At 71.1% G+C, this 18,559-nt stretch carries 16 protein-coding genes; 4 read left to right on the plus strand and 12 right to left on the minus strand.

Annotation, left to right across the window (positions count from 1 at the left end):
- The first annotated feature begins 34 nt into the window (after positions 1–34).
- Entirely contained in the window at positions 35–643 is a 609-nt protein-coding gene (locus V5E28_RS10980; RefSeq protein ID WP_336206452.1) for a TetR family transcriptional regulator, read from the plus strand.
- Here the strand turns inward: V5E28_RS10980 and V5E28_RS10985 are convergent.
- The 4 genes from V5E28_RS10985 to V5E28_RS11000 are packed head-to-tail and all read right to left on the minus strand — an operon-like array spanning position 597 to position 4,330.
- Positions 597–1,418, minus strand: coding sequence for an ABC transporter permease (locus V5E28_RS10985; protein ID WP_336206454.1), 822 nt, complete (start codon positions 1,416–1,418; stop codon positions 597–599). The genes V5E28_RS10980 and V5E28_RS10985 overlap by 47 nt on opposite strands.
- Positions 1,415–2,134, minus strand: a complete 720-nt coding sequence (locus V5E28_RS10990; protein WP_336206456.1) for an ABC transporter ATP-binding protein — start codon at positions 2,132–2,134, stop codon at positions 1,415–1,417. Before V5E28_RS10990 ends, V5E28_RS10985 begins: the two co-directional genes overlap by 4 nt.
- A 27-nt stretch (positions 2,135–2,161) precedes the next feature.
- Positions 2,162–3,112: a phosphotransferase family protein gene (locus V5E28_RS10995; RefSeq protein WP_336206458.1), complete on the minus strand. Its 951-nt coding sequence runs from the start codon at positions 3,110–3,112 to the stop codon at positions 2,162–2,164.
- A 30-nt stretch (positions 3,113–3,142) separates the two neighbouring features.
- The gene (locus tag V5E28_RS11000; protein ID WP_336206460.1) at positions 3,143–4,330 is read right to left on the minus strand and encodes an acyl-CoA dehydrogenase family protein; all 1,188 of its coding nucleotides are present in this window, start codon (positions 4,328–4,330) and stop codon (positions 3,143–3,145) included.
- A 143-nt stretch (positions 4,331–4,473) separates the two neighbouring features.
- On the opposite strand from V5E28_RS11000, the gene V5E28_RS11005 reads away from it, so the two are divergent.
- Positions 4,474–4,854, plus strand: coding sequence for a DUF6285 domain-containing protein (locus V5E28_RS11005; RefSeq protein ID WP_336206461.1), 381 nt, complete (start codon positions 4,474–4,476; stop codon positions 4,852–4,854).
- Between the two features lie 45 nt (positions 4,855–4,899).
- Here the strand turns inward: V5E28_RS11005 and mctP are convergent, their stop codons facing one another.
- Both mctP and V5E28_RS11015 read right to left on the minus strand, forming a co-directional pair.
- Positions 4,900–6,510, minus strand: a complete 1,611-nt coding sequence (gene mctP / locus V5E28_RS11010) for a monocarboxylate uptake permease MctP (RefSeq protein ID WP_336206465.1) — start codon at positions 6,508–6,510, stop codon at positions 4,900–4,902.
- Complete coding sequence (locus tag V5E28_RS11015; RefSeq protein WP_336206467.1) at positions 6,507–6,719, minus strand: DUF3311 domain-containing protein; 213 nt, start codon at positions 6,717–6,719, stop codon at positions 6,507–6,509. The genes mctP and V5E28_RS11015 overlap by 4 nt, the downstream gene beginning before the upstream one ends.
- Before the next feature lie 180 nt (positions 6,720–6,899).
- Between V5E28_RS11015 and V5E28_RS11020 the strand changes: the two genes are divergently transcribed.
- Complete coding sequence (locus tag V5E28_RS11020; protein ID WP_336206469.1) at positions 6,900–7,790, plus strand: SDR family oxidoreductase; 891 nt, start codon at positions 6,900–6,902, stop codon at positions 7,788–7,790.
- Here the strand turns inward: V5E28_RS11020 and V5E28_RS11025 are convergent.
- The 6 genes from V5E28_RS11025 to V5E28_RS11050 form a co-directional block, all read right to left on the minus strand.
- Entirely contained in the window at positions 7,787–8,761 is a 975-nt protein-coding gene (locus V5E28_RS11025) for a helix-turn-helix transcriptional regulator (RefSeq protein WP_336206471.1), read from the minus strand. The two genes, V5E28_RS11020 and V5E28_RS11025, sit on opposite strands and share 4 nt — an antisense overlap.
- On the minus strand, positions 8,743–10,320 hold the full coding sequence (locus V5E28_RS11030; protein ID WP_336206472.1) for a CocE/NonD family hydrolase: 1,578 nt from the start codon (positions 10,318–10,320) through the stop codon (positions 8,743–8,745). Before V5E28_RS11030 ends, V5E28_RS11025 begins: the two co-directional genes overlap by 19 nt.
- A 58-nt stretch (positions 10,321–10,378) precedes the next feature.
- Positions 10,379–11,239: a DUF4394 domain-containing protein gene (locus V5E28_RS11035; RefSeq protein WP_336206474.1), complete on the minus strand. Its 861-nt coding sequence runs from the start codon at positions 11,237–11,239 to the stop codon at positions 10,379–10,381.
- 123 nt (positions 11,240–11,362) lie between these two features.
- A complete protein-coding gene (locus tag V5E28_RS11040) occupies positions 11,363–14,791 on the minus strand; it encodes a S8 family serine peptidase (protein ID WP_336206476.1) in 3,429 nt (1,142 codons plus the stop codon).
- A 287-nt stretch (positions 14,792–15,078) separates the two neighbouring features.
- A complete protein-coding gene (locus V5E28_RS11045; protein ID WP_336206478.1) occupies positions 15,079–15,297 on the minus strand; it encodes a hypothetical protein in 219 nt (72 codons plus the stop codon).
- A 126-nt stretch (positions 15,298–15,423) separates the two neighbouring features.
- Positions 15,424–16,125: a TetR/AcrR family transcriptional regulator gene (locus tag V5E28_RS11050; RefSeq protein WP_336206479.1), complete on the minus strand. Its 702-nt coding sequence runs from the start codon at positions 16,123–16,125 to the stop codon at positions 15,424–15,426.
- A 258-nt stretch (positions 16,126–16,383) separates the two neighbouring features.
- Between V5E28_RS11050 and V5E28_RS11055 the strand changes: the two genes are divergently transcribed.
- Positions 16,384–18,516: an anthranilate synthase component I gene (locus tag V5E28_RS11055; protein ID WP_336206481.1), complete on the plus strand. Its 2,133-nt coding sequence runs from the start codon at positions 16,384–16,386 to the stop codon at positions 18,514–18,516.
- The last annotated feature ends 43 nt before the right edge of the window (positions 18,517–18,559 follow it).

The raw sequence follows: 18,559 nt of genomic DNA on the forward strand, positions 1-18,559 counted from the left end.
ATTCGTCGCATCATGGGCGATCTATCCTGATCGGGTGAGTGGACGGGATCCGGGCCGGCGCAGGGCACTGCTGGACGCCGCCGACACGGTGATCATGCGTGACGGGCCGGAGGCGTCGATGGCCGCCATCGCCGCGGCGGCGGGCGTCAGCAAACCGATCCTCTACCGCCACTTCCGCGACAAGAGCGGCCTCTATCAGGCGCTGGCCGACCGCCACGTCCACATGGTGATCGCCCAGCTGCGTCCCGGATTCACCGAGGCGGGCGCCGACCTGCGCCACCGGGCCACCACGACGATCGCCGCCTATCTGGAGCTGATCTCCGCCAACCGCAACCTCTACCGCTTCCTGTTCCACCGGGCCAGTGCCGAGGACACCAGGACCCGCTCCCACATGACCTCGCTGGGGCGCAGCCTCGGCGAGGAGCTCGGCGAGAGGCTCGCGGCCGAGCGGGTGGTGCCCGACCCGGTGCGCGCCCAGGTGCTCGGGCACGCGTTCGTCGGCATGGTGCAGACGACCGGTGAGTGGTGGCTGGAACATCCCGAGGTGGACCGGGCGCGGGTGGTGGAGGGGCTGGTCGAGGTGATCGCCGCCGCCGTCAGTCCCCGAAGCGGGACAGCCTCCCACGCCGCCGGGCGTAGCTGAGCGCCCACCCGAACAGCCCGAGCGTCGCCGCCAGGTAGCCGACGTTCAGCCCGGCCGCCCACGCCAGCCGCTCCCACGGCACCGCCCCGCCGCCCAGGACCGTCCGCATCCCCTCGAACACGTGGGAGGCGGGCATGAACCAGGCGATGGTCTGCAGCGGCGCGGGCAGCACCGAGATCGGGTAGAAGATCCCCGCCAGCGGCTGCGCCACGAACACCAGCGACCAGGCGATCACCTGCGCGTTCTCGCCGAACCTGAGCACCGCCGCGATGCCGACCAGCCCGAGGGACCAGCCGAACACGAGCAGTACCCCCATGAACGGCACCAGCCCCACGCCCAGGCTCGTCACCCCGAACCCGTAGAACGCCAGCGCGAGTCCGGCCATCACCGCGACCGCGAACGCCACCTTGCCCAGCGCGAACAGCACCAGGCCCACCAGGTATTCGGCGCTCGACAGCGGGCTGACCTGGACGTTCAGCAGGTTGCGCGACCAGATGTCCTCCAGGAACGCGATCGAGATCTCGTTGCTGGCCTTCTGCAGCACCTGCCACAGCAGCACGGCCCCGATGAGGAACGACGCCACGAACGGCACCCGCTGGCTCTGCAGGAACACCGTGAGGAACCCCCACAGCACCAGCTCCACGGTGGGCCAGAACAGGATCTCGAACATCCTGATGGAGCTGCGCCGCAGCGCCGCGAAGTCGCGCCGGACGACCCCGAGGACCCGCCTGCGCCGCGCGGCCAGGCTGAGCGGGGGAAGTGCGAGATCGGTCATCCGCGAGCCACCTTGAGGAACACCTCTTCCAGGTCCTCGGCCCCGTAGTGCCCGGCGAGCTCCGCGGCGCTGCCGGTGGCCACGATCCGGCCTCCGGCCATGAAGTGGATCCGGTGGCACATCCGCTCGACCTCGCGCATGTTGTGCGAGGTGATCAGCATCGCGCTGCCGTTCTCGGCGGCCACCCGGGACAGCAGGCCGCGGATGCGGTCACCGGCGTCGGGGTCGAGGTTGGCCGTCGGCTCGTCGAGCACCAGCAGGCGCGGCGCGTTCAGCAGCGCCTTGGCGAGCTGCACCCGGGTGCGCTGTCCCGACGACAGGTCCATCATCCTGCGCCGGCTGAGCGGCCCCAGGTCGAACAGCTCGATCAGCTCGGCGACCCGCGCCTTCGGCCGCCGCAGCGCGTAGAGCCGGGCGAAGGAGTCGAGCACCTCGTGCACCAGCAGCACGCCGGGCAGGTCCACGTAGCTGGCGGCGAAGTTCATCTGGCTCAGCACCTCGGTCCGGTTGCGCGCCAGATCCAGGCCGAACACTCTGATCTCTCCGGTGTCGGGCGTGATGAGCCCTAGCAGCATGTGCAGGGTGGTCGACTTGCCGGCGCCGTTGAGCCCCAGCAGCCCGACGACCTCGCCCTCGCCGACGCTCAGGCTCAGCCCGTCGACGGCCGTGACCGTCCCGAACCGCTTCACCAACCGGACCGCCTCGAGTATGGCCACCGGTTCAGCCTGCGGCTCCCTCAAGGCTCAGCGCAACGGGTTTTCCAGCAGCTGGAGCAGGTCCCACTCGTTCTCGCAGACCCGCCGCCCGATCGCCGCCAGTTCCACAGACCGCGCGCCGCCGTGCAGGTGCCGCATCGCCTGCATGACGCAGATGACCCCCCACTTGAGCACCCCGAACGTCTCCCACCAGCGCAGCGCCTCCCGGTCGACGAGGTGCCCGCTCGCCTTCTCGTACGCCCGGATCAGGTCGTCGTAGTCACCGAAGCCGCCCACGGGCAGCGGCGACCCGAACCGCCACGCCTTCACGCACAGCCAGCCCAGATCCTCGACCGGGTCGCCGGCGTGCGACAGCTCCCAGTCGAGCACCGCCCTGATCCCGCCGGGGCCGACGATGAGGTTGCCGTTGCGGAAGTCGCCGTGCACGACGGTCTGCCGCCCGCCGGTGGGCCTGCTCGCGGCGAGCCGCCGGAAGGCCAGCTCGAACACGGGATGCGGCTGCCCGGTGAGATCGAGCACGTCCCGCCACTGGCGCAGGGGGTCCGTGCCCGCGCCGGTCGGTTCGGGCACGGCGGACAGCGGCATCCGGTGTACGGCCGCCAGCGCCTCCCCGCACTGCTCGGCCAGCCTGGGCCGCGCGTCCCGGAAGCGCTCGTCCCGAAGGATCTTGCGCGGGATCGTCTCGCCCGCGATCCGGGTCATCAGGATGTACGTCTCCGCCGCCGCGACGATCTCCGGCACCGGCACTCCCGCCTCGTAGGCGGCGCGCATCAGGGTCGCCTCGGCGGCCAGGCTCCCGCCCGCCTCCAGTGTCGCGCCGGGGGAGTCCAGCCGCAGGATCAGCTCATGCCGCTCGCCACCGTCGGCGACGTCCAGCGCCCACGTCTCGCGGGACGCGCCGCCGGGCAGCTTCTCGCTGTAGGGCACCGACGCGCCGGGGCCGAACGCCTCGCGCACGACGGCCTCGACGTCAGCCACGGCGCCACCGCCGGCCGGTCGCCGTGGCCGTCATCGGAGCCCGAACTCCCAGTTGCCACCCGCCGCGTAGACGCCGAGCACCCGCCGCCCCACCGAGTCGATGTGCACCTCGTCGGGCCCGTCGTAGATCCGCCCGGCCCGGGCGTGCCGGTACATCCGGTCCAGCGGCGTGTCGGCGGTCAGCCCGGCCGCGCCGTACACCTGGATGGCCCTGTCGATCACGTTGTGCAGCATCCGCGCCCCGACGACCTTGATCACCCCGATCTCCACCCGGGCGTCCGATCCCGCGTCGACGGCCTGTGCGGCGTGCAGGGTGAGCAGCCGGGCGGACTGGATCTCGGCGTAGGAGTCGAACACGTGCTGCCGCATGAGCTGTTTCCTGGCCAGCGGCTCGCCGAAGGCGGTCCGCTCGTGCAGTCTGCGGCACATCAGGTCGAACGCCCGCTGCGCCTGCCCGAGCCAGCGCATGCAATGGAAGATCCGCCCTGGCCCCAGCCGCTTCTGCGCGATCACGAACCCCTGTCCGCGGTCTCCGAGCAGGTTCGAGGCGGGCACCCGGACGTCCTGGTAGAGCACCTCGCAGTGTGAGCCGCTCAGCCCGAGCACCGGCGTCTCGCGCAGGATCGTGTAACCGGGCGTGTCGGTCGGCACCAGGATCATGGAGAACGCCAGGTGCCCCGGCGCCTCCTCGGTCCGGCACATGACGGTCGTGTAAGCCGCCTGGGAGGCGCCGGTGGTGAACCACTTGTGCCCGTTGATCACCCACTCGTCCCCGTCGAGCACGGCCGTGGTCCGGATCTGGGTCGGGTCGCTGCTGGACACGTCGGGCTCGGTCATCGCGAAACTCGGCGAGATGTCCCCGCGCACAAGTGGCATCAGGTAGCGATCGCGCTGCTCGGCGGAGGCCTGCTCGTGCAGCATCAGCGAATCCTGGAGGGTGTAGGTGCCGAGTGCGAGCTGGCCGAACTCGCTGCGTCCCTGCACCTCGTTGACGTACACGTAGTCAAGGAAGGGCAGCCCGCCGCCGCCCAGCTCCCGCGGATGCCCGAGCGCCCAGAGCCCTTCCTTCTTCGCCTCCTCCCGCAGCTCGCCCAGCGCCGCGGCGGCCGCGGCGCCCCCCTCGTGCAACACCCGCTCGGCGGGCTCCACCCGCTCGGTCATGAAGGCGTGGACGGCATCGCGGATCGGTCGGACACTGTCGGGCACGGCGAAGTCCATGAAATGATCCCAGCCGAAAATCGTTGCGGGGTCAACGGCATGCCGGCCGATCGCGTCGCCCGTCTCCGTGCCCGCGGGTGCATTCTGATCGCGAAGTCGGCGAGGGCGGGTTCGGAACGCGACCTTTCGGATAAGACGGTCTTATGCCAGACAACGGTTCGCGGGAAGAGCGTGGCCAGGCGCGGCAGGATGTGCACGACGCTCCATCGGCCGCCCAGTTGGTGGCGGCGGTGCGTGACTTCCTGGCCGATGACGTGCTGCCCGCCGTGGAGGGCCGCGTGCGGTTCCACACTCGGGTGGCGATCAACGTGCTCGCCATGGTCGAGCGGGAGATCGAGCTGGGCCCGGAGCAGGCGCGCGAGCACGCCGGCCGGCTGGCCTCGCTGGGGGTGGCGGACGACGCCGAGCTGGCCGCCGCCATCCGGGAGGGCCGCCTCGGCGACGACGGCGCCCTCACCGCCGCCCTGACGCAGGCCGTACGGGCGAAGCTGGAGGTCGCCAACCCCGGCTACCTCCGGTCATGACGAAGCCCGCCTCCCCGATGAGGAGACGGGCTCGGTCATGTCCTGTCAGTGCGCTCCGGTCAGGTCCATCGGCTTGACCTTCGGGTCGCCCTCGTCCGCGAAGTAGTCCGTCCGCGACGTGGCGTCCACTCCGTCCGCCACCTTCAGCGCCCGGAACACCAGCGTGCCCAGGACGGCCACCACCAGGTTGACGCCCAGTGCCAGGAAGCCGGCATAGATGGTCATCTTCGTGTCGAAGCCCAGATTGCCCAGGCTGAACGCGGATCCGCCGAAGTGCGCCTTGCCGTTGGCCGGGTTCGGGATCAGGTAGAGCATCCACATGCCCGCCCCGAGCCCGAGCGCCCATCCGGCGATCAGGCCGCCCTTGTGGAACCAGCGCGTGTACAGGCCCAGTCCCACGGACGGCAGCGTCTGCAGGATGATGACGCCGCCGATCAGCTGCAGGTCGATGGAGAACTGCGGATCCAGGATCAGGATGCACAGCACCGCCCCCACCTTCACCACCAGCGAGACCAGCTTGGAGACCTTGGCCTCCTGGGCGTCGGTGGCCTGCTTGTTCAGGTACTCCCGGTAGATGTTGCGGGTGAACAGGTTCGCCGCCGCGATCGACATGATGGCGGCGGGCACCAGCGCCCCGATGCCCACGGCGGCGTAGGCCACACCGGTGAACCAGTCCGGGAACATCTGGTCGAACAGCACCGGCACGACCGTGTTCGCGTCCGGCTTCCCGTTCGCCCCCACGACCGGCTTGACCCCGGCTGCGATGGCCATGAAGCCCAGCAGCGCGATCAGCCCGAGCAGGAAGCTGTAGGCGGGCAGCGCCGACATGTTCCGCTTGATCACGCCCCGGTTCTTCGAGGCCAGCACCCCGGTGAGGCTGTGCGGATAGAGGAACAGCGCCAGCGCCGACCCGAACGCCAGCGTGATGTACTGCAGCTGGTTGCCGGCGTTCAGCGTGAGCCCGTCACCCGGAGCCGGCGAGGCGTCGAACTTGGCCTTCGCGGCGTCGAAGATCGACCCCCAGCCGCCCAGCTGGGTGGGGATGTAGATCACGGCCGCCAGGATCACGATGTAGATCAGCGTGTCCTTGACGAACGCGATCAGCGCGGGCGCCCGCAGCCCCGACTGGTAGGTGTACGCCGCCAGGATGGCGAAGGCGATGATGATCGGCAGGTGCCCGGTGATCCCCATCGTCTTCAGCACCGCCTCGATGCCGACGAGCTGCAGCGCGATGTACGGCATCGTCGCCACCAGCCCGGTGATCGCGATGACGAGCGCCAGCGTCGGCGAGCCGAACCGGGCCCGGACGAAGTCGGCGGGCGTGACGAACCCGTGGACGTGCGACACCGACCACATCCGCGCCAGCACCAGGAACACCAGGGGGTAGACCACCACGGTGTACGGCAGAGCGTAGAAGCCGAGCGCGCCGGCGCCGAACACCAGGGCGGGCACGGCCACGAAGGTGTAGGCGGTGTAGAGGTCGCCGCCGACCAGGAACCAGGTGATCCAGGAGCCGAAGTTGCGGCCGCCGAGCCCCCACTCGTTGAGGCTCTGCAGGTCGTCGGGGCGCCGCCAGCGGGCCGCCACGAAGCCCATGCCGCTCACCACGAGGAACAGCACCGTGAAGACGACCAGCTCGGTCGTGTGCGCGCTCATCGGGTCATCCTGTAGACGAGCGTGGTGCAGGCGACGCCGACGAGGATGAAGGCGAGCTGCAGCCAGTAGAACAAGGGGAAGCCGAACAGCCGTGGCTCGTCGGCGTTGAAGAGGAACGTCAGAAGGGGCAGCACGATCGGCAGTAACAGCAGCCAGTTCCAGGGGCTGCGGTCGGTTTGCGGCCGCTCCGATTCCGGCGTGGTGGTCATGGGGTAACTCCCAGCACAGGTCGACAGTGAGGGGAGATTAGCCCTGAGGGCGATGTCGGCCCCAGTAGTGCGGATATTACGGTTTGGCCTAAACCGGCGAGTGGTCGGATTCCCACGACGAACGGCGCGTCCGGGAAAACATGACAGAGGATGTCCTCTTTACTGGTCAGCATCGGAGCCATGATTGCTTTGGTGGCGGGTGCGACCCGCGGCACGGGACGGGGTATCGCGGTCGAGCTGGGCGCGGCCGGCGCGACGGTCTACTGCACGGGCCGGAGCACCCGGGAGGGCCGCTCGGAGATGGACAGGCCGGAGACGATCGAGGAGACGGCGGAGCTGGTGACGGCGGCCGGCGGCACGGGCATCGCCGTCCGGACCGACCACCTCGACCCGGCCCAGGTCGAGGCGCTGGCCGGGCGCGTCGACCGGGAGCAGGGGCGGTTGGACGTGCTGGTCAACGACGTGTGGGGCGGCGAGCACCTGTGGGAGTGGGACACACCGGTCTGGAAACACGACATGGACAAGGGGCTGCGGCTGCTCAGGCTGGCGATCGACACCCACATCATCACCAGCCGCCACCTGCTGCCGCTGCTGATCAGGAACGAGGGCGGGCTCGTGGTCGAGGTCACCGACGGCACCTGGACGTACAACGAGACCCACTACCGGGAGAACGTCTACTACGACCTGGCCAAGATGTCGGTGAACCGGCTGGCGTTCGCCTGGTCGAACGAGCTGCGCCCGTACGGCGGCACCGGGGTGGCGATCACTCCCGGGTTCCTGCGCTCGGAGGCCATGCTGGAGGGTTTCGGCGTCACCGAGGACAACTGGCGTGAGGCGAAGGTCGACAGCGCCTGGCAGGTCTCCGAGACCCCCGCCTACGTCGGCAGGGGCGTGGCCGCCATCGCCACCGACCCGGACAAGCAGCGCTGGTCGGGCAAGTCGGTGGACAGCGGGCAGCTCGCCGAGGCGTACGGCCTCACGGACGTGGACGGCAGCCGGCCGCAGGTGTGGCGCTACATCACCGAGGTGAAGGAGGCGGGCAAGGACGCCGACCCGGCGGACTACCGCTAGTCGCGGGTGCCGAGGTGCGCCGGAGGCGGATCGCCGTACAGCGCCGCCATGCGGGTCGCGGCGTCGGCCACCAGGGCCCGCAGCTCCGGCGGGTCCAGCACCTCGGCCTCCGGCCCGAACCGCAACACCTGCGAGTAGGCCACGTGCGCCGACTCCACCGCCAGCCGGACGGTGCCGTCGGGCCGGAGCGAGGCGAGCGCGTCGTCGAGCGCGGCCGGGTCGGCGACGTGCCGCAGCATCCGCAGGCCGCGCTCGCTGAGCCGCAGCGTGACCACGTCCCGGAGCAGCGACCGGCTGAACTCCGCCGACTGCCCGGCCCAGAAGGCGGCCAGATCGAAGTCCTGGTCGCGCTCGAAGGGCTCGCCGAGCACGGAGATTTCGCCGAACCGGTGCACCCGGAAGATCAGGAACCGCGACGAGAGGCGGGCGGCCAGATACCAGGCGCCCGCCTTGAGCACCAGCCCGTACGGCTCCAGCGTCCGCGGCGTGTCCTTGTAGACGGCGCGGACGCGGTGATCAGTCCACACCGCCCTGGCCAGCGGCGCCAGCGCGGCCGGCGGCGGGTCGTCGCCGGCGAACCAGCCGGGCGCGTCCAGGTGGAAGCGCTGCGCGGCGACCGCCGGAGCGTCCCGCAGGGCCGGGGAGAGCGCGGCGGCGGCCTTCAGCCTGGCCGTGGCCGCCACCTCCGCCAGCCCCATCTCCCGCAGCGCCCCGGGCACCCCCGACAGGAACAGCGCCTCGGCCTCGGCCCTGTCCAGCCCGGTCAGCCGGGTGCGGTAGCCGTCCAGCAGCCGGTAGCCGCCCCCGCGCCCCCGGTCGGCGTAGACCGGGATGCCCGCCTCCGACAGCGCGAGCACGTCGCGGTGCACGGTCCGCTCGGAGACCTCCAGCTCCCCGGCCAGCTCGGCCGCCGTCATCCCGCCCCGGCCCTGCAGCAGCAGGACCAGCGACATCAGCCGCGCGGCGCGCACAGCGGGAGCACCACCGCGGACGGGCGGTCGGGGGAGTGGAAGACCTCGACGTCGGCGGGAACCATCGGCCCGCCGTCGCCGATCGGGCGCCCGGTGCCGGGGTTGCGGGCGATCGTCGGGTAGGCGCCCGCCGCGACGTGCACCCGGATCCGGTGGCCGCGCCTGAACCGGTGACCCACCGGCCACAGCTCCACCAGCACCTCGCGCACGTCCACCAGCGTATCGGGGCCGAGCCGGCGCACGCCCTCGCACACGTTCATGGACCGCCCGTCCGGGTGCACGTCGCACACGCGCACCACCACGTCCACGTACGGGGTGCTGGAGCGGACGAACAGCTCGGCGGAGACCGGCCCGATGGCCTCCACGTCGGACTCCAGCGGGGGCGAGCTGTAGACGAGCACGTCGCGCCGCGCTTCGAGCCGCCGCTGGTCGCGCGGTCTGGAGTCGGTCAGCAGCACCGGCCCGCCGATCACCGGCGTCGGGTGCTCCGGGTGGTAGCGGAAGCGGTCCGGCTCGCTCTCCGGCGGCTCGGCCGGACCCAGCCCGAAGCCGGGCCGCAGGTGCCAGCGCTGCGGCCGCACGCCGGGAACCGGCCAGTCGGGGTATTCGCGCCACTGCTCGGCCCCGGTCACGTACAACCGGACCGGCTGCTCGCGCAGCCCGGAGAAGTCGCCGAGCAGGTGCGCCCGGAACCAGGCCAGCGCCTCGTTCATCGAGGCCCGGCCGTGCCGGGCGTCGATGTGGTACCACGGCCCGATCGTCAGGTAGGGCCGCCGGCCGGCCTCGCGCAGGGCGAGGTAGTCCTTGAGCTGCCACGGCAGGAACACGTCGTACCAGCCGCCGAGCATGGTGACGGCCGCCTCCACCTCGCCGACCCTGGGGGAGAAGTCGCGTTTGGTCCAGTACGGCGCGGGGTCGGCGTGGTGGGCGAGCAGGTCACGGTAGAAGCGCAGCGGCCGCCCGGCCGCGGCCAGGTCCAGCTCGGCCATCGGCCGCCCGGACAGCACGGCCCGCCTGGTCACCCGGGGCGCGGTCAGCGCCGCGGTGCCGCCGAACCTGCGCGACATGGAGTCGGTCAGCGTGGTCCAGCTCAGCGTGGACTCCAGCGCGAACGCCCCGCCCACGTAGGCGGCGTCCCTGAACTGCGAGGCGGTGATCTGCGTGGCCATCGCCCTGAGCTCGGGCCCGGCGTCGGGGGCCACGGCCCACTGCGTGTAGCCGAGATAGGAGGGGCCGAACATCGCGAACGAGCCGCCGTACCAGGTCTGCTCGCGCATCCAGGCGATGGTGGCCAGGCCGTCGTCGTGTTCGTCGCCGAGCGGGTCGAGGAGCCCGCCCGACCCGAAGCCGCCGCGGCAGCTCTGGATCAGCACCTGGAAGCCGTGCCAGGCGAACCCGCGTCCGTACACGAGCCCGAACAGGCCGCGCCTGCCGTAGGGGGAGCGGATGAGGATGACCGGCGCCCGCCCCGCCCCCACCGGCTCGTAGCGGTCGGCCAGCAGGGTCACGCCGTCCGGCATCCGGACGGGAAGGTCGCGCTGAATTCGCACGCGTCGCATTACCTACCAGTAACATATGGCGCCCGGGGTGCGGTAGCCCGGGCGCGGCCCAGCGGTTCTAATCGAGCTGAACCGCTATGTCGGTCACCTGGCGGCCGGCCGGGAACGTGCCGACCTGAGTGGCGGCGCCGGTCAGCGCGTCCACCCGGTAGAAGCGGTAGGCGCCGTTCACGCGCAGGCTCGCGTACGCCTGGTTGGCCACGGTCGCCCCCTTGCGCAGCGTGCTGTGGACGTCGAACCCGGCCACAGGGCCGGCGTCGACGCCGAGCTTGCCGGTCGCGGCCAGGTTGCCGGCGTTGGCCGGCGACTGCGCGGAGACCTGGTCGTTCGCGGTGTCCACGTCGAACAGGGTCGTGGCGGTGGCCGGGCTGAGATCGTTGTTGGTGTATCCCGCCCCGGTGACGCCGATGGCGGTCGCCCCGGCCGTGGCCGGGGGCACGGGCGGGTTGGTCAGCTTGCCGTCGGTCGCGGTGGTCCCGGCCGCCGGAGCGCCCATCGGGTCGTCGATGTTGTGCCGCAGGTTCTGCCCGGTGTCGCTGATCACGCGCAGGCGGTTCGCGGCGGGGTTGAAGTCGACGCCGAAGCTCTTGCCGTCGAGCGCGACGCTGAGCTGGGAGACCTTGGCGGCCCTGGCGCCGGCGCCGAGGACGTAGATCCCTCCCTGGTCGCCGACGGCGTACAGCTTGCCGTTCTGCACCCGGTAGTCGATCCCGACCACCCTGGTGTCGCCCTTGAGCCCGTTCACCTTGCCGATCCTGGTCGCGGACCTCGGGTCGTCGGCCTGGAAGACCACCAGGTCACCCACCGAGGTCAGCCCGGCCACCTTCGGCGCCTCGGTGCGGCTTCCCGCGTGAGCGGGAGCGGCCAGGACCGCTCCCGCTCCGAGTGCCAGAAGCCCAATGGCCACTTTCTTACGCATCGTGTCTCTCCTCAGGGTCGGTGCTGCCATGTCCTTTCTTCGGCTGAGCTCCGCACCTGGATGCCTTGAGGAGGTCCGAGCCCGCCCCCGTGGCGGGTGGGGCGGGCTCGGCGGGTCGCGGATCTAGGAGACGGTCCTGTCGGGCCGCTCGGAGATCCTGATGGCGTTGACGATGGTCGAGCCGTCACGGGCGGCGAAGCGGACGTTGAGCTGCCCGTCGCTGACCCGCACCGTGTACTGCCTGCTCACGGCCGTGTACGTGCCCGCCTCCAGGGCCAGGTCCAGGGCCGGGATCGCCAGCTCGCCCTCGACCAGCACGTCGAACACCCGCCGCCCATAGCCGGTGTTCTTCAGGTCGGCGAAGTTCAGCTCCACCGTGTAGACCCCGGCGGGCACGTTGTCGAAGCGGTACTCCAGCATCTTCTCGCGTGCCGTCCTGAACAGCGCCTGGTCCGTGGTGCCCTTGATCGTCCTGCTCGTGCTCAGGGTGCCGCTGGAGTTGGCGATCCAGCCGTGGCCGCCCTGGCTGTACTTCCGGTCGGCGGTCCAGGCGTCACCGGCCACGTCCGTGGACCCACGGCTGGCGCCGACGTCGACGGCCACCTGGTGCTTGGGCACCACGACCGTCACCGCGACCTCGATGACGGGCTGGCGGCCGCTGGCCGACTTGATGATCAGCTTGCCGGACCGCACCGTGCCGGCGGCCACGCCGGCGCTGGAGACGGTGACCTTCAACGTCACCTTCTGGTCCTTGGCCAGGTCGCCGGAGACCGGGGCGACGCTGAGCCAGCCCGCCGCCGGGTCCGTGGTGACGGTGTACGGCGTCGGCGAGCCGAGGTTGGTCAGCTCCAGCGTCCGGCTCCTGGTGGCGTTGGTGGGCATCACCACGGTCACCTCGGCCACCGAGGCGGCCACCCTGCCCGTCACCAGCGCCGTGTCGATCGTGGTCACCGTGGTGGGCGCGACCGTGACGGGCTGCGTGAAGGTGCCGTAGTGCTCCTTGGACACCTCCACCTCGTAGTCGCCGGCCAGCACCTGGCCGTAGAACCTGCCGTCGGCGCCGGTGGTGAACGTCGCCACCTCGCCGATCTTGACCGTCGCGCCCGGCAGCGGGTCGCCGTCGTTGGCGTCGGTCACCACGCCTGTCACCAGACCGTGCCTGCTCGCGGTGAAGGTGAGGCTCTGCCCGGTGGACAGCGCCGCCTCGTTGTAGGAGTAGAGCAGCGCGTCGTCGCCCGCCGCGTTCTCGATGCCGACCGTGGCGGCCACGCCCTGGTCGCGCTCGCTCTCGATGTCCTTGTAGCGGTAGCCCACCGTCCCGTCCTCGCCCAGCAGCGCGGAGAACGAGATGCGCTGCGTGGCGTCGGAGTAGAACTTGGCGTTGCGCCACTCGATCACGTACTGGCGGTGCGGCGCCGTCCCGGTGACGCCTGTGTAGACGCCGCTCTCGGCGTCGAGCACCAGGTCGTCCCAGAACGGGTAGACCGCGTTGTTGGGCGTGCCCGTGCTGGGCAGCGTGCCGTTGTTGCCGGTGACGATCCGGTCCGCGGCGAAGGTGGCGAAGCCGTTGCTGCTGACCCACGCCGAGGTGCGGCCGCTGCCGTAGAACGGGACCGCGAACGGCAGCGTCACCTGGGTCGCCTCGTCGTCGCCGGTGAGAGCGAGCCTGTCGGTGCCGGCCACGTACGGCTCGGCGCCGCTGCGGCAGGTATAGCCGAAGTTGTCGCCGCGCAGCGGCAGCTCGATGTCCTTGGTCACGTCGCCGTCCACCGTGACGGGCACGGTGGTGCCGCTGGAGCAGCGCGACACCGGGACGACCCTGAGGTCGTAGGAGCCGTTCGGCAGCGTGAGCCGGTAGCGGCCCTGGGCGTCGGTGACGGCGCTGAGCGGGGTGCCGCCGGCCTCGACGCGGGCGCCCGCCTCGGGGGTGCCGGCGGTGCTGACCGTGCCGGACACCACGCTCGAGGCCAGCTGGGTCAGGGGCACGTCGACGGTGGTGCTCTGGTCGCCCACGACCGCCGCGCTCGCCGTCGCCGTCTCGTAGCCGAACTTCTCGGCCTTGATCTCGTAGTCGCCCGGCAGCAGGCGCACGAAGGTGTAGGTGCCGTCCGCGCCGGTGACGGCGCTGCGGGCCGCCGGCCCGTCGACAGTGACCGTGACGCCGGCCAGCGGCGCGCCGGCGGCGGTGACCGTGCCCTTCAACTCGCCGAGCGCCTCCTGCGGCGCGGCCTGGACGGCGGCGTAGGCGTCGAGCCTGCCCTCGCCCCAGATGTTGTTGTCGGTGGCGGTGCCGCCGCAGGCCGTGTCGCTCACGTCGATCGCGGTGCTGTCGAGCAGCGGCCGGGTGGCGGCGATGTCGCCGTTGAGGCGCGGCGACGCCGACCAGATGAGCGCCACGGTGGCCGCCACGTGCGGCGAGGCCATCGAGGTGCCCGTGTAGGAGTCGTAGTCGTCGTCGGGGACCGAGGAGCGGACGTTCACCGCGGGCGCCGCGATGTTGGGCTTGATCTCGCCGCCCTCGCCCTCGCCCTTGCTGGAGCGCGCGTACAGCGCGTTGTTGATGTCGAAGCCGCCCGCGCTGTAACTGATCGCGTACTGTCCCGGCGAGCCGCTGGTGCGGCAGGAGGGGCCCTCGTTGCCGTTGGAGAAGGCCGGGAAGATCCCGGCGGCGATCCACGCCTCCACCGTCTGCTTGTACCAGGGGTCGAAGCCGGCGCCGCCCCAGGAGTTGTTGACGATGTCCGGAGCCAGGTCCGGGCGCGGGTTGGCGCCGGAGGCGTCCGTGGGGGCCACGATCCACTGGCCGGCCGCCAGCAGGGAGGCGTCGGTGCAGGTGTTGAACTCGCAGCCCTTGGCGGCGATCCACTTGGCGCCCGGGGCGACGCCGATGCCGTTGGCGCCGACCATGGTGCCCATGACGTGGGTGCCGTGGCCGTTGTTGTCACACGGCGCCGTGCTCGGGCAGACCTCGGCCGGGTCGAACCAGTTGTAGTCGTGCGTCACCGAGCCGTCCGGGCTGCTGCCGCGGTAGGCCGCGGCCAGGTCGGGGTGGTCGAACTGCACACCGCTGTCGATGTTGGCGACCACGATGCCCTCGCCGCGGTTGCCCAGCTCGCTCCACACCTGCGGGGCGCGGACCCGGTCGATGTTCCACTCGACCGCGTTGATCCTGTTCTCCGCCTTGCCCTGGACGGGCTTCGGCAGCGTGAGGGTGCGGATCGGCTCGATCCGCTCGACCTCGGGCAGTTCGGCGATCGCGGCCGCCAGCTTCGCGCCGGCCGTCACCTTGACGGCGTTGACGATCCAGTAGGAGGTGAAGTCGGCGCCGTGCGACTCCAGCAGCTTGCGCAGGCCCGCCTGGGAGGAGGCGGCACGCTCGGTCTTGGCCTCATAGACCCGCTCGGCCTTGACCTCCTTCGTGGTGGCCCGGCGGGCGGCGCTGAGGTCGGCCTCGCCCTTGATCCGGACCCAGAAGGTGGCCTTGTCATCGCTGTCCAGCTGCGCCTGGACGGCCTCGCTGATCTTGTCGGGGTCGGGCGCCGCGTGCGCCACGCCATAAGGGAGGATGACACTGAGAGTAGCGACGGCTCCGACTAAGAGCGCACGCCAACGGGGGGTGTTCAGCACAACTCTCCTTCACACCAAGCGGTGTAGAGCTGATCTTTACGCCTATGTGGAGAAGAGTGAAGAGATCTTGTTCGGAATGCAAGTATTCCACGCCAACAAGATCTGACATGTCCTGAAATGTAATCTGGTCAGCTGAAATGTTGCCATCCGTGCCAGTTTGAACTCCGTGGCCGCTCAAGGCCCCTGCGCAGCCGGATCGGCAGGCCCTGCCCCTAGTCCCCGGCGCCGGTGCCGTTGTCAAACGGCGCCTTCTGCTCGCAGGCCGAGAACTGCGCGTCCCGGATGCGCGCGCCGATGTTCAGGACGCTCGCCACCGTCGCGCTCCCGGGCGGCGGACCGTACTTCCGGAGCTGGTTGTGCCCGGAGTAGGCGTTTGTCAGGCCGGACCGTGACAGCGAACCGCGCTCGCCGTGGCGGCCCGTCAAGATCACTGTGCGTGACCGTTCCTCCGGCGGAAGTGAGCGCAGGATCCGGGTGACGGTGTCAGCGAACCGGCGGGGCCGGACAGATCACCGTGAGGATCGCCACGCCAGGGGACGCCTCGCGGTGTCCTTCTGTCAGTACGTCTCCCGCCCGTCCCGCCGATACCCCACCTGCTTCAGCATCGCCAGCAGGTAGGCCTCGATCTCGCCCGCGTCGCCCGCGCCGGGACGCATGCCCAGGTGGTGCAGGATGGCCCCGTTGAGCAGCTGCTGGACGACCGCCAGGTCCCGGTCCGCGGGCAGCTGCCCCGCGTCGCGGGCGCGGCGCAGGGTGTCGCCCACCGCCGCCGCGCGCCGCCCGCCGTTGGCCTCGAGGTAGGCGGACAGCAGCTCGGGATGGTCGTCCACCGAGCCGTAGAGCCGGCGCAGCAGCCGCCGGTGCCGTGGATGGGACAGGTAGAGCGCCCACTCCGCCACCATGTGCTCGATGTCCCGCCAGCCGGCGAACACCGGATCGAGGTCGTGGTGCGCCACGAGCACCGCCCGCACCAGCAGGGCCGTCTTGCCGTCGAACCTGCGGTAGACGGTCGCCCGGGTGACGCCGGCCCGCTGGGCGACCCGTTCGATGCTCGTCTGGGCGGCGCCGCACTCGATGAGCAGGTCGAGCGCCGCCGCGAGGATGGCGGCGTCGGCCTCCTGGCTGCGCGGCCGCCCGGCGGAACGCCGCGGCCGGGCCAGCCGGCAGAGCGGCCGGCTCTCGCGCAGCTCGCCCAGCTCGACGGGCGGATCGAAGGGGTTGGGGCGCTCGGTGGGCAGGGTGGGCGGGGTCGCGGTCATGGCGGGCTCCTTCCGGTGCCGATTTGAATACAGCACAGCTCTGTATTGAAATCCGACACCTGGCGTGTCCGCGTTGCGTGATCTTGTCCGGGCGGAGTAATCTGTGCCCCATGCGAAATCGCGCCCGGCTTCAGTGGTGGCGCCGCTTCTAGGCGGCGCGAAATTCGCATACCTCAACGGACGGCCGCCCCGGTAAAGGCGGCCTTTGTCGTGCCCGCCCCCGGGGCTCATCGATTTCAGCTCACCAAAGGGGCAGCAGTGGAGACGAGCGGATATACCACCGCCGGGGGCGTCGGCGTCGAGCGCGAAGTGCGCCAGGTGTCAGAGGACGCGCTGGAAGAGATCGTGACGGCCCTCGGAGACAGGCGCGGCGGCGCGTTCTCCTCCGGCATGGACTACCCGGGCCGCTACAGCCGATGGGCGTTCGGCTACGTCGACCCCTGCCTGGAGCTGGTCGCCCGGGGCCGCACCATCTCGGCCAGGGCGCTCAACGCGCGCGGCAGGGTCGTGCTGCCGGCCGTCGCCTCCTGCCTGCTGGCCGCCGGCAAGCCGGTGGAGGAGCCCACCGCCGACTACGTCCAGGTGCGCGTCGACGAGTCCGAGGACCTGCTGCCGGAGGAGATGCGCAGCCGCAGGCCCACCGTGTTCACCGCGATCCGCGAGGTCATCGCCGCCTTCAAGGGCGACGACCCGCACCTCGGCCTCTACGGCGCGTTCGGCTACGACCTGGCCTTCCAGTTCGAGCCGATCAGGCAGGAGCTCGTCCGCCCCGACGACCAGCGCGACCTCGTCCTCCACCTGCCCGACCGGCTCGTCGTCATCGACAGGCAGCGCGAGACCTGCGTCGAGTACCGCTACGAGTTCACCGTCGACGGCGCCACCACCCGCGGCCTGGAGCGCGCCGGCGACTCCAACCGCCTCGTCGCCCCCGCCCAGGTCCCGGCCGACCCGGTCAGGGGCGACTACGCCAAGGTCGTCGCAGCGGCCAAGGAGAGGTTCAAGCGCGGCGACCTGTTCGAGGTCGTGCCCGGCCAGGTCTTCCACGCCACCTGCACCGACCCGGCCGCCTTCTACCGGAGCCTGCGCCACAGCAACCCGGCGCCGTACGAGTTCATCATCAGCCTCGGCGAGGGCGAGCACCTGGTCGGCGCCTCGCCCGAGATGTTCGTCCGGGTCACCGGCGACCGGGTCGAGACCTGCCCCATCTCCGGCACGATCGCCAGGGGCGACAACCCGGTCGAGGACGCCGAGGCCATCCGCACCCTGCTGTCGAGCGTCAAGGAGGAGTCGGAGCTCACCATGTGCACCGACGTGGACCGCAACGACAAGTCGCGTGTCTGCGTCCCCGGCACCGTCAAGGTCATCGGCCGCCGCCAGATCGAGCTCTACTCCCGCCTGATCCACACCGTCGACCACATCGAGGGCCGGCTGCGCCCCGAGTTCGACGCCCTGGACGCCTTCCTCACCCACATGTGGGCCGTCACGGTGACCGGCGCCCCCAAGACCTGGGCCATGCAGTTCATCGAGGACCACGAGGCCACCACCCGCAGGTGGTACGGCGGCGCCATCGGCTTCATCGGCTTCGACGGCTCCATGAACACCGGGCTCACCCTGCGCACCGCCCAGATCAAGCACGGCGTCGCGACCGTGCGCGCCGGGGCGACGCTGCTGTTCGACTCCGACCCCGAGGCCGAGGAGCGCGAGACCGAGCTCAAGGCCAGCGCCCTGCTCGGCGCGCTCGCCGCCGTCAACCAGCCCGACGCCGTGCCGGCCGCCGTGATCAGGGAGCAGCCGGGCCAGGGGATGAAGGTGCTGCTCGTCGACCACGAGGACTCCTTCGTCAACACCCTCGCCGACTACTTCCGCCAGGAGGGCGCCGACGTGGTGACGCTGCGCCACGGCTTCCCGGCGCGGACGATCGACGAGATCGGGCCCGACCTGGTGGTGCTCTCGCCCGGCCCCGGCTGGCCGTCGGACTTCGGCATGTCGGCGCTGATCGACGAGATCTACGCCCGCGACCTGCCGGTCTTCGGCGTCTGCCTCGGCCTGCAGGCGATGGTCGAGCAGGCCGGTGGCAACCTGGAGCTGCTGGACTACCCCGAGCACGGCAAGCGCGGGCGGGTCGCGCGGCTGGGCGGCAGCGCGCTGCTCGACGGCCTGCCCGAGGAGTTCACCGCGGCCCGCTACCACTCGCTGCACGCCAAGCGGCCCGGGGTCGTCGGCTTCACCCCGACCGCGGTCACGCCCGACGGCAACGTGATGGCGATCGAGGACCCGGCCAGGCGCCGCTTCGCGGTGCAGTTTCACCCGGAGTCGATCCTGACCGCCGAAGGCGGAGCCGGTGCGAAGATCATCGCCAACGTCCTGCGGCTTTCCCGCCGGCCCGCCTAACTCGTCGGCAAAACGTCCACGGGGGCCTGCGGGCAGCCTTTAG

Origin of the sequence: Nonomuraea sp. LPB2021202275-12-8 (assembly GCF_037044575.1) — a bacterium.
GTDB lineage: Bacteria > Actinomycetota > Actinomycetes > Streptosporangiales > Streptosporangiaceae > Nonomuraea.

Coding starts and splice junctions, on each gene's coding strand:
- V5E28_RS10985 (WP_336206454.1), bottom strand. CDS start 1,418: ATGACCGATCTCGCACTTCCCCCGCTCAGCCTGGCCGCGCGGCGCAGG.
- V5E28_RS11000 (WP_336206460.1), bottom strand. CDS start 4,330: ATGGACTTCGCCGTGCCCGACAGTGTCCGACCGATCCGCGATGCCGTC.
- V5E28_RS11005 (WP_336206461.1), top strand. CDS start 4,474: ATGCCAGACAACGGTTCGCGGGAAGAGCGTGGCCAGGCGCGGCAGGAT.
- mctP (WP_336206465.1), bottom strand. CDS start 6,510: ATGAGCGCGCACACGACCGAGCTGGTCGTCTTCACGGTGCTGTTCCTC.
- V5E28_RS11015 (WP_336206467.1), bottom strand. CDS start 6,719: ATGACCACCACGCCGGAATCGGAGCGGCCGCAAACCGACCGCAGCCCC.
- V5E28_RS11020 (WP_336206469.1), top strand. CDS start 6,900: ATGATTGCTTTGGTGGCGGGTGCGACCCGCGGCACGGGACGGGGTATC.
- V5E28_RS11030 (WP_336206472.1), bottom strand. CDS start 10,320: ATGCGACGCGTGCGAATTCAGCGCGACCTTCCCGTCCGGATGCCGGAC.
- V5E28_RS11035 (WP_336206474.1), bottom strand. CDS start 11,239: ATGCGTAAGAAAGTGGCCATTGGGCTTCTGGCACTCGGAGCGGGAGCG.
- V5E28_RS11050 (WP_336206479.1), bottom strand. CDS start 16,125: ATGACCGCGACCCCGCCCACCCTGCCCACCGAGCGCCCCAACCCCTTC.